Source organism: Burkholderia sp. Se-20373 (assembly GCF_017104705.1).
In the GTDB taxonomy this organism is placed as follows: domain Bacteria; phylum Pseudomonadota; class Gammaproteobacteria; order Burkholderiales; family Burkholderiaceae; genus Burkholderia.
Genome location: NZ_JAAGPH010000007.1, coordinates 69,492 through 81,849, shown reverse-complemented (window position 1 = coordinate 81,849; position 12,358 = coordinate 69,492). Strand labels below are relative to the sequence as shown.

The 12,358-nt window shown below is 62.9% G+C and carries 18 protein-coding genes; 15 read left to right on the top strand and 3 right to left on the bottom strand.

Annotation, left to right across the window (positions count from 1 at the left end; genetic code table 11):
- Positions 1-417 precede the first annotated feature (417 nt).
- Positions 418-810 (bottom strand): helix-turn-helix transcriptional regulator, encoded by a 393-nt coding sequence (locus G3N96_RS04235; protein ID WP_089472953.1) that lies wholly within the window; start codon positions 808-810, stop codon positions 418-420.
- A gap of 455 nt (positions 811-1,265) precedes the next feature.
- On the opposite strand from G3N96_RS04235, the gene G3N96_RS04230 reads away from it, so the two are divergent.
- Positions 1,266-1,640 (top strand): hypothetical protein, encoded by a 375-nt coding sequence (locus tag G3N96_RS04230; protein WP_206136336.1) that lies wholly within the window; start codon positions 1,266-1,268, stop codon positions 1,638-1,640.
- Positions 1,637-1,858: a hypothetical protein gene (locus G3N96_RS04225; RefSeq protein ID WP_206136335.1), complete on the top strand. Its 222-nt coding sequence runs from the start codon at positions 1,637-1,639 to the stop codon at positions 1,856-1,858. Before G3N96_RS04230 ends, G3N96_RS04225 begins: the two co-directional genes overlap by 4 nt.
- Positions 1,859-1,881: 23 nt before the next feature.
- Here the strand turns inward: G3N96_RS04225 and G3N96_RS04220 are convergent, their stop codons facing one another.
- Entirely contained in the window at positions 1,882-2,589 is a 708-nt protein-coding gene (locus G3N96_RS04220; protein ID WP_206136334.1) for a hypothetical protein, read from the bottom strand.
- A gap of 95 nt (positions 2,590-2,684) precedes the next feature.
- Between G3N96_RS04220 and G3N96_RS04215 the strand changes: the two genes are divergently transcribed.
- The 7 genes from G3N96_RS04215 (at position 2,685) to G3N96_RS04185 (ending at position 6,264) form a co-directional block, all read left to right on the top strand.
- Positions 2,685-3,800: a DUF1376 domain-containing protein gene (locus G3N96_RS04215; protein ID WP_206136333.1), complete on the top strand. Its 1,116-nt coding sequence runs from the start codon at positions 2,685-2,687 to the stop codon at positions 3,798-3,800.
- Positions 3,797-4,057, top strand: a complete 261-nt coding sequence (locus G3N96_RS04210) for a hypothetical protein (RefSeq protein WP_206136332.1) — start codon at positions 3,797-3,799, stop codon at positions 4,055-4,057. Before G3N96_RS04215 ends, G3N96_RS04210 begins: the two co-directional genes overlap by 4 nt.
- Positions 4,054-4,221: a hypothetical protein gene (locus tag G3N96_RS04205; RefSeq protein ID WP_206136331.1), complete on the top strand. Its 168-nt coding sequence runs from the start codon at positions 4,054-4,056 to the stop codon at positions 4,219-4,221. Before G3N96_RS04210 ends, G3N96_RS04205 begins: the two co-directional genes overlap by 4 nt.
- Complete coding sequence (locus tag G3N96_RS04200; protein ID WP_206136330.1) at positions 4,218-4,688, top strand: RusA family crossover junction endodeoxyribonuclease; 471 nt, start codon at positions 4,218-4,220, stop codon at positions 4,686-4,688. Before G3N96_RS04205 ends, G3N96_RS04200 begins: the two co-directional genes overlap by 4 nt.
- Positions 4,689-4,699: 11 nt before the next feature.
- On the top strand, positions 4,700-5,026 hold the full coding sequence (locus G3N96_RS04195) for a hypothetical protein (protein WP_206136329.1): 327 nt from the start codon (positions 4,700-4,702) through the stop codon (positions 5,024-5,026).
- Complete coding sequence (locus G3N96_RS04190; protein ID WP_206136328.1) at positions 5,023-5,616, top strand: DNA-binding protein; 594 nt, start codon at positions 5,023-5,025, stop codon at positions 5,614-5,616. Before G3N96_RS04195 ends, G3N96_RS04190 begins: the two co-directional genes overlap by 4 nt.
- A 255-nt stretch (positions 5,617-5,871) precedes the next feature.
- A complete protein-coding gene (locus G3N96_RS04185; protein WP_206136327.1) occupies positions 5,872-6,264 on the top strand; it encodes a hypothetical protein in 393 nt (130 codons plus the stop codon).
- Between the two features lie 83 nt (positions 6,265-6,347).
- On the opposite strand, the gene G3N96_RS39650 is transcribed toward G3N96_RS04185, so the two are convergent.
- Positions 6,348-6,812 (bottom strand): DUF6173 family protein, encoded by a 465-nt coding sequence (locus tag G3N96_RS39650; protein WP_206136371.1) that lies wholly within the window; start codon positions 6,810-6,812, stop codon positions 6,348-6,350.
- Between G3N96_RS39650 and G3N96_RS04175 the strand changes: the two genes are divergently transcribed.
- The 6 genes from G3N96_RS04175 (at position 6,749) to G3N96_RS04150 (ending at position 12,264) form a co-directional block, all read left to right on the top strand.
- Positions 6,749-7,417, top strand: a complete 669-nt coding sequence (locus G3N96_RS04175) for a putative metallopeptidase (protein WP_206136326.1) — start codon at positions 6,749-6,751, stop codon at positions 7,415-7,417. The two genes, G3N96_RS39650 and G3N96_RS04175, sit on opposite strands and share 64 nt — an antisense overlap.
- A 22-nt stretch (positions 7,418-7,439) precedes the next feature.
- On the top strand, positions 7,440-7,919 hold the full coding sequence (locus tag G3N96_RS04170) for a DUF2280 domain-containing protein (RefSeq protein ID WP_091923369.1): 480 nt from the start codon (positions 7,440-7,442) through the stop codon (positions 7,917-7,919).
- Entirely contained in the window at positions 7,870-9,423 is a 1,554-nt protein-coding gene (gene terL / locus G3N96_RS04165; protein WP_206136325.1) for a phage terminase large subunit, read from the top strand. The genes G3N96_RS04170 and terL overlap by 50 nt, the downstream gene beginning before the upstream one ends.
- 20 nt (positions 9,424-9,443) lie before the next feature.
- The gene (locus G3N96_RS04160) at positions 9,444-10,910 is read left to right on the top strand and encodes a DUF1073 domain-containing protein (protein WP_206136324.1); all 1,467 of its coding nucleotides are present in this window, start codon (positions 9,444-9,446) and stop codon (positions 10,908-10,910) included.
- On the top strand, positions 10,907-11,662 hold the full coding sequence (locus G3N96_RS04155; RefSeq protein ID WP_206136323.1) for a phage minor head protein: 756 nt from the start codon (positions 10,907-10,909) through the stop codon (positions 11,660-11,662). The genes G3N96_RS04160 and G3N96_RS04155 overlap by 4 nt, the downstream gene beginning before the upstream one ends.
- 80 nt (positions 11,663-11,742) lie before the next feature.
- Positions 11,743-12,264, top strand: coding sequence for a hypothetical protein (locus G3N96_RS04150; RefSeq protein WP_206136322.1), 522 nt, complete (start codon positions 11,743-11,745; stop codon positions 12,262-12,264).
- Positions 12,265-12,358 lie beyond the last annotated feature (94 nt).

Below are 12,358 nucleotides of genomic sequence, written 5' to 3'. Positions count from 1 at the left end.
GATTTAGCACAGTCAACACAAATGTGATTTTGGCGGGAAAAGTTTGTAACAAGGGGCGGTGAGCGTGCGGCAGACGCCCCGCCATTAAGCAGTTGCTGACACCAGTTGAAAGCTACCCGGATCTGGTACTAAACTACTGTACATTCATACAGTGTTCGATGCAGAGACGAGGGCGACTGATGAAACAAGAAGTGAAGGTGCGTCTGCGATGCAAGCCTGGGGATTTGGCGATCGTGACGAAGTGCGGGGTGTCCGATCGGATCGGGCTACTGGTGCGGGTGATTGAGAGATGCTGGGATGGGCAGCATGACTGGCTCGTAATACTGCAAGGGCCAGGGGTTTGGGCGCGCGGCGCTGTAACGGGGGACGTTACTCTGCGCCGGCGTGCATTGCTGAACGACTGGAATTTGACGCCTATCAGCGGGACGGGTCTTCCAGGCGAAATGGCTCGTCCGGATTCGGAAGCATCCGAAGCATCAGCGCGAACGTTTGTGCCGGCTCACCAGCCTTGTCTGCCTTGAGGATCGCGTCAATCAGCGCCTTCGCGCCTGCGCTCGCGGTAACCAGCGCGGAATCGTAGCTTTCCGCGGTATCGGCATCCGATGTCGGTTTGCCTTTCCCCTCGGCGAGCCATAGCGCACTCACGCCGAGCGTGTCGGCAATTTGAGGAAGGCGACGCGCGCTATTGCGTGTCCCTGCCTCCAAGTTCCCAATCGTCGATTGGGAAACGCCGGCCTTTTCGCCCAATTCCTCTTGGGATAGGCCGGCTCGGGCTCGCGCCCATTTCAGTCTGTCGGCTAGCGTGTACATATCACAATCGTAATAGAACTACCCATTCGATTTGTGTTGACCGCATCAAACACAAATGTGATACTGGGCCATGGACATCCAAAAAGCCGTCTCCGATCTCCTTGGTTCGGGGCTCACCCAATCTCAGCTGGCCGGCCTGATTCCGTGCTCGCAATCCCTCATTTCCGCGCTTCTCAGGGGAGCCCGCGGCTCGCGTGTTTCGTTTGCGATCGCGAGTCGCGTGATGGCCCTGCATGCGGAACGGTGTGCGTCTGTGAACGTGAGCGCGTGAAGCGGGTGTCCTCGGGCCGAGCGATGTTCGGACCGCCTCGATTTTTTGTGGCGTAGCCGATTCGTTCATCGCGGCAAGGCTGTTTTCTCCAATGTTGGCCAGGTGTGGACCTGGCCTTTATTTCGAGCCCGGCTCAACTGGGTAAGCAAGTGGGTAATCAACTGGGTAACGATTGATTTTTCGTATGAACCAGACCGAATTCAGGATGTTCGCGCCGTGGGTTCAGGCGGCGACGCTGCCGGACGGCGAGATCGAAGCGATGAGCTTCGAGGACTGCCTCGCGCACGCGCTCGAGCTCGGGCTGCGGCGCTTCGATCGCAAGACGCTCGCGCGCAACTGCGACATTCACTATCCGCACTTCGGCGACCTGGTCGCCGGCCGTCGGCCGTTTCCGGCGACGAAGCTGCACCTGTTCTGCATGTTCACGGGCTGCGACTACCCGCGCCAGTGGCTCGCCATCCAGGAGCGCAAGGCGATCGAGGAATACCGCCGAATCAGCAACGAAGCGATCGGCGAGTACGTTCAGCAGGCATTCGGCCAGCGGCAGGCGGCGGCATGACGCTGACTCTCAGCCAGCGCGACATCGGCAAGCCCTTCGCCGTCAAGCTCGGGCGCCCCATGAACTACCTCGGCATCGTCGAGGAAAAGCACCTCTTCATCTACCGCGATCCCCCGCAGGACTATCTCGCGTTCCGTCCTGACCAGCTCTGGATGCTGGAGCGCGTGCGGCCCGATGCGGCGCCGATCGACAACACGAAGGAGGGGGGCGCGTGTTGACCGAGCTGCTCGATTGCAGGGAATCAGAGCGTACGTTCAAGCTGAGTTCGTTCATGTCGGAACGCCGCAATGACTCTGTCGAGCTCGTGAGCCGCTTTCGCGAGCGAATCCGATACTTCGCCGAGCACTCGAATCTGTTGCTTCGGATGATTTTGCCGCAATACAGATGCGATGTGGGTGTGCGCATCTTGCAGCGCGTCGTTGATGTCGATCACTCGGATTGCGCATTGGTCGGCAATACCTACAAGTCCTTGAATCTCCGAAATCGGAATACTTCTTACACTCTGAAGCCGAACGAGCGCGCCTTTGGTTTTTTCGATTCGACCATCGAAGTGTTTGTCCTTTTCAAGCCGACTTCCTTCCGGAGTGCGCGGGTCGTAGACCTCCGGAAGATCTTTCGCGGCATTTATCGTTGCGTGAACCAAGTTAACGGTTGCACTCAATGTAGCAAGGCGCTTCGACATGTTGATCGCGACCAGTCTCGCGGCCGTGAGTTTCTCGTTTCGGCTTTTTATCTGTTCAACAAGTGCTGCCCACAAAGCGACCGCAGCTGCCGTGAATGTGCCCACTGCAACAACTCCGTTTACGACCACGCCAGTGGCGTCAAGATCCATCCATTGTGGTGTGTGAGGCCACGTGATGAGAAGAATCGACAGACGACCGACTGCGATCGACAGCAGCGCGACAGTTCCGTATTTAATCGCCGCGCGCAAGGTGACCCGGTGTTTCATTTTTTCCCCGTATTTGATTTTTCGGCGATCGTAGCACGGCCGCGCTTCTACATCGCGCCGCGCGCGCACGGGCAAAGGCTGGTGTGGGAGGCGCGATGAACGACCTCCCGAATCCTCTCACCCCAGCGGACTGCAACCTTCGCGATTTTCCGTTCATGCCGATCGAGGTGAAGCGGCTCCTCACGTCCGAAACATGGATCCTCGGCAGTGGCGACGAGCGGGCCGCAGCGATCACGCTTTGGCTGGAGAGCTGGCACCAGATCCCGGCCGCGAGCCTGCCGGCCGACGACCGCATGCTCGGCCATCTGTCGCAGGCGAAGAACTGGAAGCGCGTGAAGGATCACGCGCTGCGCGGCTGGGTGAAGTGTGCCGATGGCCGTCTGTATCACCCCGTGGCCGCCGAAAAGGTTCTGGAGGCGTGGCTGTCGAAGCTCACGAGCAGCCTGTCCGGCTCCGTCGGCAACGCCAAGCGGTGGGGCATCGAGATCGACACGGTCGCCGTACGCGCACAGGTGGTTGAGGCTGCAACGTTGCTGAAGGGCGTCGCCCCCCAATCCGAGTGGCTGCGAAAAAAGCAGGTGAAGGACATCGTATCCGATTCGCGTCGCGATCCCGACCCGATCGCCCCCCGATCACCTGAAGCATCGCCCCCCGATTCGCCCCCCGATCGCAAGAGAGAAGGAGAGGGAGAAGTAAACGTAAACCTAAGCGGCGGCGGCACAGCACAGGCGGTAACGCGCGACGACGCGCAGATCGCCGCCGCCGCTTTGGTCGAAATCCTTCGCTCGTCGGGCGTCGGCTTCGCCGCCGATGACACGCGGTTGGCGAGTTGGCCCGGGCGCGGCGTGACGCCCGACGACCTGCGTGCGGCGATCGCCACGGGCCGTAAGCGCCGTGAGCGTGAGCGATCCGACCAGCCGCTCAATGCCGGGCTGCTCGACCTGATCCTCGGCGATCTGCTCGCCGCGCGCGCCGCGAAGCCTGTGACGGGGACGCGCACCGTCGGCGACTGGTGGCGCTCGTGGACCGGCATCGTCGAGCACGGCGGCACGCTCGGCATCGAGCAGTGCCGCGACGAACCTCCGTTCGATTTCAAGCTGCGCGTCTTCGACGCCGCGGGCGACGGCCCGTGGTGGGACGACCACAACCGCGCATTTCGCAACACTGCCGGCCCGGTCTCGGCCGGCGCTTTGATGGGGGAAGGGCGATGAACTGCAAAGTCGGCGACATGGCCGTGATCACGCGCGGTGAAGCCCGCGACCGCATCGTCGAGGTGAAGGCGCCGTACGGCGATTTCCTGCACCTTGGCTTCTGCTGGTACGTCGAAGCGCCGACGCCCATTCCGGCGACGGACGTTGTCACGTTTCGATCGTGCGAGCTGAAGACCGGGTGGATTCCGGATGCGTGGCTGCGCCCCATCAGTGGCGTGCCGGTGACCGACGGCGTCAGCAACGAGGTGACGGCATGAACCGGATCACGAAGGCGATGAAGCGGGCCGGCGGCCATCGCTACTGCTGCGAATGTGCGGCTCATGGCCCGCGCGTGAAAGCGCATTGGACGCACAAGGGGCGCGACTACTGCGATGCCCACAAGCCGGCCGAGACGCAGCCCGCCCGCGAGGTGCGCGCATGACCCAGCAATCGCTCATCACGGCGTCGCCGATCGCGCAGCGCGTCGAGTTTGTCGTTCCCGGTGCGCCGGTCGCGAAGGGGCGTCCGAAGTTTGCCCGCCGCGGCACGCATGTCACGGCCTACACACCCGAGAAGACCGAGCGGTACGAAAACCTCGTGAAGATGGCCGCGCGCGCGGCGATGCGGAGCGCTGCTCCATACGCCGGCCCGATCCGGTTGATCGTGTACATCGGCCTGCCGATCCCGGCGAGCTGGTCGATGAAGCGCCAGGGCGAAGCGGCCGCCGGCGCCATCGGCGCGACGAAGAAGCCGGACGCCGACAACGTTGTCAAGGCGTTGAAGGACGGCATGAACGGGGTGGTGTACGTCGACGACGGCCAGGTCGTCGACCTCTGGGTGTCGAAGCGCTACGCGCGCACGCCGGGCGTGCGAGTCGAGGCGATCGAGTTGAATCTGAAGTCAGCATAAGGAGCGGGGCCTTGAAAGCAAAAAGCAAACTCACCATCAACGGCTTGATCGAGGCGATGAAGCCCGGCATCCGATATTCGGCGCACGACCTCGCTCGACGCTTGAAGCACCCCGTGTCGTCGGTGCGCCAGCTGCTTGCGCTCGACGTCGCGCTCGCGCGGCTCGACTGCCATTCGGAGAGCCGCGGCCGCATGTACTCGCTCGCGGGCACGAGCCGCTCGCCGGGCTCGCACGTCGATACGCGCATCCGGCCGGACTTCACCAGCAACCTGTCGGGCTACATGCTCGAGCTCAACACGCGGCAGGCGCTGGCGATGGCGACGCGAGGTGCACGATGAGCGACGTCGTCGAGTTCAAGTCGGCGTTCGACGCCGTGCGCTTTGCGCTCTGCTACTCGGGGCAGCAGTACGGCGAGACGATGATGGCGAAGCGGCTGCGCGGCGAGTCGATCGGCACGGGCATGGGGCTCGTCGGCCTCGACGGCGCCGGACAGGCCGGGGAAATTCGCCGACATCTCTGGGAGCTGCCCGAGCTGCATCTGTCCGTGATCGTCGCGCGCGCGGCGCCGCATGACTTGCCGTGCTCGTGCGGCGCGGCGTGCTGCAGCGGCCGGACGCCGAACATCGAGTGGCAGGCCGCGATCGGGTGGCTGATTCGGGCGTCCGCCGCGTACTGTTCTGGCTTCTCGCACTACCGTGTGCGGCGGGCCATCATCGAGCGGCTGTTCGGTGTGAAGTGCGACCTGGTCGACATCGCGCACGATTGCGAGGCGCATGTGAACACCGTCAGCAAACAGAACGCTGCGGTGCGGAAGTGGATCGAGGGCGATAAGAAAACCGGCGAGGCGGGCGTCGAGGGGCTTGCGTGGTCGGTGATCGAGCGACGGTTCAGCGAGCTCGGATTGCTGCAGGAACGATCGACTACTTGACAATGTGTGTTTCACACACAATAATCCGCCATATTCGATACACGTCATATGTGCGTCCAAAGCAAAGAAGCCCGCGAAAGCGGGCTTTTTGTATTCCATGGCGATCTATTGTGATGCGAATGCGGCATAATCGTTCGCGTAGCGAGCACATACCTTATTCGCGGGCACAAGGAGACCAAAATGGCATATGGGGATGTACAGTCAAACGTAATGAGCAGTATCAAGCGATTCAATACTGATGCAGGAATCGCTCGCATGATCGCGCAACATTTCTGGGTCGACCTTCAGAACTTCATGAATGCCGCTGGAAAGGTCAAGATCATGGTGAAAACCGACGATAACCGCGTGGTAGAGGTTTCGGATTTCGATGCTGTTCCGATCACGACGGGTTTTGTTCTCGATTTCATTCTTCGAATTGAGGTGCCTCCGTTGAGCATCGACCTCCCGGTCACGGTTCTTCGAATGGACGGTCATCAGCAATTCAAAATGATACTGGGTCAGCAAGGCGAGAGCGGATCGTGCCTTTATGGTGACGAGGTCACTAACGAACGGAACCCGGAAATGGTTCGCCAAGCTGCAAAATTCTTCGATCAGGCGTCGAAGGATTGGGTATGCGAATCTTTGGCGCCAGTCGTTATCACACTGTGACCTAGACGAATCGGACTTTGTGGTGCCAGTCACGTTAAGTCCGCTGAGCGAAAGCCAGCGGGCTTTTTCGTTGTGGCGTGCCCTTAGGAGCTGTGCACAAATCCAATAGGGTTCGGCGGCGCAACCGGCTTAGCAAGTTTCACGAGCAACAGCGACGCCTGAGTGAAGTGTTGGACTAGCCGTGCGTCGTCACCGTTTTCGGTGAGGCCGTCGAAGCAAACGAATTGGCCACTGAGCGCAATTCTCGTTATCTGAATCGTTATCGCTTTGCCGAAAGACGCCAGCATCCCGCCAACCGCTTCACCTTCGGCAAGCGAACCTTCGAACGTTTTGATTTCCTGCACAAGGGTGTCAAAGGCGTACTCACTCGCTGTTTTAATTTCGGGAAGCTTATAAGCCGCCAAGTCGCGTTGAAATATCCCCGGGGTCATCATCATCATCTCCGTGTGATTGTCGCGGACGATCCGCAGAACGATTTTACGATATGGCGCGTAATTCCCACCGCACCGACGTCGCTCATCTTGCGGCACCGCCTCGTCCGGCGCCACCCGACATCCTATTCGGCGATTCGAACTGGATCCGGCGCATCGTGCCGGCAGACGGTGTCGCCGAGTGGGTGAGGGAGACGTTGCTGCGCGAAGGCGCGCCGCTGCACAACCCTGATCACGCACATCTGGTCGACGCCGACGTCGCCTATCTCTGGGCGGCCGTCGAGAACGTGCGCCGGATGCGCCGCGTCGTTGGCCAGTGCGAAGAAGTGATGATCCGCGCCGGCGGTTGGCAGCGTGCCCGGCAGGAACAGCAATACCTCGAATGGTTCGGCCGCGTGCCGGCGTTCCTGATCACGCTCGACGCGCACTATGCGCGCGAATGCAACGACCTGCAGTGGTGTGCGCTCGTCGAGCACGAGCTGTATCACATCGGCCAGCGCACCGATGCGTTCGGCGCGCCGGCCTTCACGAAGGACGGCATGCCGAAGCTCGGTATCCGCGGGCACGACGTCGAGGAATTCGTCGGCATCGTCCGGCGCTACGGCATGTCCGGCGGCGCGGGACATACCGCGAAGTTCGTCGCCGCAGCCCAGCACGCGCCGGAAGTCGGCGACGCCGACATCGCCCGGGCCTGCGGCACCTGCATCCTGCGTGCCGCGTAGCCCTTTCTGAACGTTTCCCGTCATGGCCGCACTTCCCGCAACGATCAAGCTGTTCATCGTGCAATCGCTGGCGTGTTTCGACACGATCTCGCGCACCGCGAAGGCCGTGCGCGAGGAGTTCGGCGTCGAGGTGTCGCCGCAGCAGTGCGAGCGCTATGACCCGACGAAGCGCGCCGGCGAGACGCTCAGCAAGAAGTACCGCGAGATCTTCGAGCGCACGCGCGAGGAGTTCCTCAACGACACGTCCCGCATTGGTGTATCGCACCGCGCGGTGCGCCTGCGCGCGCTCGACCGTGCCGTCGCGGAAGCGGAGCGACGCAACAACTTGCCGCTGATGGCGCAGCTGCTCGAACAGGCTGCGAAGGAATCCGGCGACGCCTACACGAACCGGCGCCGCCTCGAACACACTGGGGAGAACGGCGGCCCGATCGAGAACAGGACGGTCGTCGTCGATGAAAGCCAGGTCGCAGCCGCCGTCGCCAAGCTCGAAGACGAGTATTGACCCCGCCATCGAGCGGGCCGTTCTGAAGGCGAAGTGCGAGCGGGACCACCTGTTTTTCAGCCGGTACTTCTTCAAGCATCGGCAGGCGATCAAGTTCCGTGTCAACTGGCACCACGTGCTGATCGCCGACACGGTGCAGCGCGTGATCGACGGCACGCTGAAGAACGTCGTCATCAACGTGCCGCCGGGCTCGTCGAAGACTGAGCTGGTTGCGATCAACCTGATCGCGCGGGGCCTGGCGTTGAATCCGCGCGCGCGGTTCCTACACATCTCGTATTCGGACGACCTCGCGCTGCTGAACAGTGAGACGGCGCGCGACATCGTCGCGTCCGGCGAATACCAGGCGCTCTGGCCACTCGCGATCGCAGACGACGCGAAGTCGAAGAAGCGCTGGAACGTGATGATCGACGGCCGCAAGGCCGGCGGCGTGTACGCCGTTTCGCTCGGCGGCCAGATCACCGGCTTCCGTGCCGGGCACATGACCGAGGGCTGGCAGGGCGCGATCATCATCGACGACCCGCTGAAGGTTGACGACGCGTACAGCAAGACCGCGCGTGACAAGGCGAACCGCAAGCTGCTGTCGACGGTGAAGAGCCGGAAGGCGAATCCCGACACGCCGATCATCGTGATCATGCAGCGGCTCGCCGAGGAAGACCCGACAGGCTTCATCAAGGCCGGCAAGCTGCCGGGTGACTGGGAGTTTATCGAGATCCCGGCGCTGATCACGGACGAGTACGTCGCGAAGCTGCCGGCGCACATCCGCGACCGCGTCGAGTGCGACGGGCGTGACGCGGACGGCCGGTACAGCTATTGGCCGTACAAGGAGCCGCTGCAGGAGCTGCTCGCGTCCGAGAAGGCCGACGCGTACGTCTTCAACGGCCAGTACATGCAGCGGCCGTCGCCGCTGGGCGGCGGGATCATCCAAAGCGGCAAGTTTCTGCGCTACGGCGCTCTGCCGCAGCTCCAGTACCGGAAGATCTTCGCGGACACGGCGCAGAAGACCGCCGAGCGGAACGACTACAGCGTGTTCGAGTGCTGGGGCCTTGGGTACGACAACCGCCTGTACCTGATCGACCTGGTGCGCGGGAAGTGGAAGGCGCCCGAGCTGAAGCGCCGCGCGATCGACTTCTGGAACAAGCACGCGGCCATCGGCGCGGACGACCCGGGCGCACCGGTGCTGCGCCAGATGAAGGTCGAAGACAAGTCCAGCGGTACCGGGCTGATTCAGGACATCCAGGCCGAGGGCGGCATCCCGATCGAGGGCATCGAGCGCGTGAAGGACAAGCTGACACGTGTGATGGACGTCGTGAGCCATATCGACTCGGGCAACGTCGCAGTCCCGCTGGATGCCCCATGGGTCAGCGACTTCTTGACCGAGTGCGACTCGTTCACGGCTGACGACACGCACATGCACGACGACCAGATCGATCCGATGGTCGACGCAATCAACGACATGCTGGGAGGCGCGAAGGACCTGTCGGTCTGGGAGCGGCTTGCCGGTTGAGTACGACAGGATTTCCCGGAATGTCGAAACGGAAGCAACAGACCCGGCCGCCGCGCGCGCCGGCGGCAACTCACGCCCACCGCACGGTCGACTCGTTCGCCAACTTCGAGGCGCGGCTGGGCTGGGGCGCCGACAACCAAGCGTCGGCGGCGCAGTACACGCTGACGTACCAGAGCCGCAACCGCGTCTGGCTGGAGGCCGCATATCGCGGATCGTGGATCGTGCGCGCCGCGGTAGACGCGATCCCGGAGGACATGACCCGCAAGGGCATCGAGATGTCTGGGCTCGATCCGACCGACGTGTCGAAGATGGAGACGGCGCTGACGCGCAAGGCGATCTGGGACCAGCTTTGCGACACCGGCAAGTGGGCGCAGCTGTACGGCGGTGCGATCGCGGTGATGCTGATCGACGGCCAGGACATGTCGCAGCCGCTTCGGCGCGAGACCATCGGGAAAGGCCAGTTCAAGGGCCTGCTCGTGCTTGACCGTTGGATGGTTGCGCCGCCCGTCGGCGAAGTTGTGACCGAGTTCGGTCCCGACCTCGGCATGCCGAAGTTCTACGATGTGCTGCCGACGGCAATCGGACTGCCGCAGGGGCGCATTCACCACTCGCGCGTGCTGCGAATGGACGGCGAAGCACTGCCGTTCTACCAGCGCATCAGCGAGAACGGCTGGGGGTTGTCGATCCTCGAGCCGATGTGGGATCGGCTCATCGCATTCGACAGCGCGACCGTCGGCGCCGGGCAGCTCGTCTATAAGGCACATCTGCGCACGCTGAGCGTCGAGAAGCTGCGTGAGATCATCGCGGCCGGCGGCCCGGCGCTCAACGGCCTGCTGAAGCAGGTCGAGATGATCCGGCTAGGGCAGTCGAACGAAGGCCTCACACTCATCGATGCGACCGACAAGTTCGAGACGCACCAGTACACGTTCAGCGGTCTGTCCGACGTCATGCTCCAGTTCGCGATGCAGCTCAGCGGCGCAACGGGTATTCCGCTCGATCGACTGTTCGGCCAGCAGCCGGCCGGCTTGAGCGACACCGGCGAAGGGTCGCGCCTGCTGTATCACGAGAAGGTGCATACGCGGCAGGAGCGCCGGCTGCGCAACCCGCTGCACGGGCTGCTCGACGTGATGTGTCGTTCGGAAATCGGGCAGCCGTTGCCCGAGGACTTCTCGTACGAGTTCAACCCGCTGCAGGAGATGTCGGCCGCCGAGAAGGCGGAGATCGGCAACAAGACGGTCGACTCGGTGACGAAGGCCGTCGACGCCGACCTGATTCCGCGCAGCCAGGGCATGCGCGAGCTGAAGGCGTCGTCGCCGGACACCGGCATGTTTGGCGACATCCCGGACGAAGCGATCGAGCAGGCTGAGCGCGACGAAGAGGGCGAGGATCCGCCGGGAATTGATCCGGCGCTTCCGCTCGGCCCGGCGCCCGGCGCGGCCGCGCGAACGAACGATTCTCTGCTTCGCAGGCTATTCCGACGTCGATGATCCTCACCCTCGATCGAAAGCGCGACCGGCGCAAGAATCCCGTCCGGTTGAGCGGTGCCGAGCGGCAATACGGCAGCCAGCTGCGAAAGATCGCCCATCAAGTCGGCGTGCTCGTGAACGGCTTTCCGGCCGATGACGCGTCGTATGCGCCGACGATCGAGGAACTGTTACGTCGGTATGCCGAGGCGCTGGCCCCATGGGCCGAGGCGACGGCGGCACGCATGATCGCAGACCTGAATCGGCGCGACGAGCAGATGTGGATGAAGCAGGCCGCCGACATGTCGCGCGCGCTGCGCGACGAGATTCGCGGCGCGGCCACCGGCGAGACGATGCGTGCGCTCCTGTCCGACCAGGTGCGCTTGATCAAGTCGATCCCGCTCGACGCGGCCGAGCGTGTGCACCGGCTGACGCTGGAAGGAATCGTCGACAGCACGCGCGCCGCGCAGATTTCGAAGGCGATTCAGGAGTCCGGGCAGGTCGCGAAAAGCCGGGCCGACACGATCGCGAGAACCGAGGTCAGTCGCACGGCCGCGACGCTCACCGAGGCGCGCGCGCTCGACGTCAGCAGCCCGGGATATTTCTGGCGGACGTCTGGAGACTCGGACGTGCGTGAGGACCACCGTGATCTCGAAGGAAAGTTCTTCACGTGGGACAAACCACCGATCGCAGACAAGCGGACCGGCGCGCGGGCGCATCCGGGCTGCATCTACAACTGCCGATGCTGGGCGGAAGTGGTTTTGCCGTCGGCTTGATGTTGCGAGATGAGGGGGGCCGGTCGTTGGCCTTCGTTTTGAGTAGTTGCCGGGCCGAGCCCGCATGACCCGACAGGCCCATGGCAAAGCATCTGCATATCTACTTCCACACGTATGACGCGTCGTGGGAGGAATCGAAGCACCCGCGCTCCGCGAACGGCCAGTTCGGATCGGGAGGTGCCGCAGGTAGAGCGGCGGCCGGCCCTACGACGCTGAAAGGCGACGAGCTTGGCGACTTCACCAGCATGAAGGAACTGCGCCAGAAGGCCATCGCCTATGGCAAGCAGTTCGCTGGGAAGAAGTTCAAGAATGCGGCGACAGGCAACCAGATCGAAGTGACGAACGGCGGGATCAGGCACACCGTCGCGACCGGCCACGATGAAGTGCTGCGTTCCATCCCCGCGTTGCCCGACCTCCTGACGAACGCTCGGCTGATCGAAACGCAACCGGACAAGCGCGGCGACCCGAACGTTAAGGCGGTAGAGACGTACTCAGCCGCGCTCAAGCTTGACGGCAAGAACTATCGGGCGGTGATCACGGTGAAGGTGTTCTACGACGGCCACCGGTATTACAACCAGGGCCTGGTGCGGGAAGGGGAATAGGGCCAGTCGTCGTTTAAATAAGGCACCCCCTGCCTTTCGGCAGTCGGCTCACCTCCGGCGACCGTCCCAGTTCGCATTATAGCCAAGTCCTCAA

Coding starts and splice junctions, on each gene's coding strand:
- G3N96_RS04235 (WP_089472953.1), bottom strand. CDS start 810: ATGTACACGCTAGCCGACAGACTGAAATGGGCGCGAGCCCGAGCCGGC.
- G3N96_RS04230 (WP_206136336.1), top strand. CDS start 1,266: ATGAACCAGACCGAATTCAGGATGTTCGCGCCGTGGGTTCAGGCGGCG.
- G3N96_RS04225 (WP_206136335.1), top strand. CDS start 1,637: ATGACGCTGACTCTCAGCCAGCGCGACATCGGCAAGCCCTTCGCCGTC.
- G3N96_RS04220 (WP_206136334.1), bottom strand. CDS start 2,589: ATGAAACACCGGGTCACCTTGCGCGCGGCGATTAAATACGGAACTGTC.
- G3N96_RS04215 (WP_206136333.1), top strand. CDS start 2,685: ATGAACGACCTCCCGAATCCTCTCACCCCAGCGGACTGCAACCTTCGC.
- G3N96_RS04210 (WP_206136332.1), top strand. CDS start 3,797: ATGAACTGCAAAGTCGGCGACATGGCCGTGATCACGCGCGGTGAAGCC.
- G3N96_RS04205 (WP_206136331.1), top strand. CDS start 4,054: ATGAACCGGATCACGAAGGCGATGAAGCGGGCCGGCGGCCATCGCTAC.
- G3N96_RS04200 (WP_206136330.1), top strand. CDS start 4,218: ATGACCCAGCAATCGCTCATCACGGCGTCGCCGATCGCGCAGCGCGTC.
- G3N96_RS04190 (WP_206136328.1), top strand. CDS start 5,023: ATGAGCGACGTCGTCGAGTTCAAGTCGGCGTTCGACGCCGTGCGCTTT.
- G3N96_RS04185 (WP_206136327.1), top strand. CDS start 5,872: ATGATCGCGCAACATTTCTGGGTCGACCTTCAGAACTTCATGAATGCC.
- G3N96_RS04175 (WP_206136326.1), top strand. CDS start 6,749: ATGGCGCGTAATTCCCACCGCACCGACGTCGCTCATCTTGCGGCACCG.
- G3N96_RS04170 (WP_091923369.1), top strand. CDS start 7,440: ATGGCCGCACTTCCCGCAACGATCAAGCTGTTCATCGTGCAATCGCTG.
- terL (WP_206136325.1), top strand. CDS start 7,870: ATGAAAGCCAGGTCGCAGCCGCCGTCGCCAAGCTCGAAGACGAGTATT.
- G3N96_RS04160 (WP_206136324.1), top strand. CDS start 9,444: ATGTCGAAACGGAAGCAACAGACCCGGCCGCCGCGCGCGCCGGCGGCA.
- G3N96_RS04155 (WP_206136323.1), top strand. CDS start 10,907: ATGATCCTCACCCTCGATCGAAAGCGCGACCGGCGCAAGAATCCCGTC.
- G3N96_RS04150 (WP_206136322.1), top strand. CDS start 11,743: ATGGCAAAGCATCTGCATATCTACTTCCACACGTATGACGCGTCGTGG.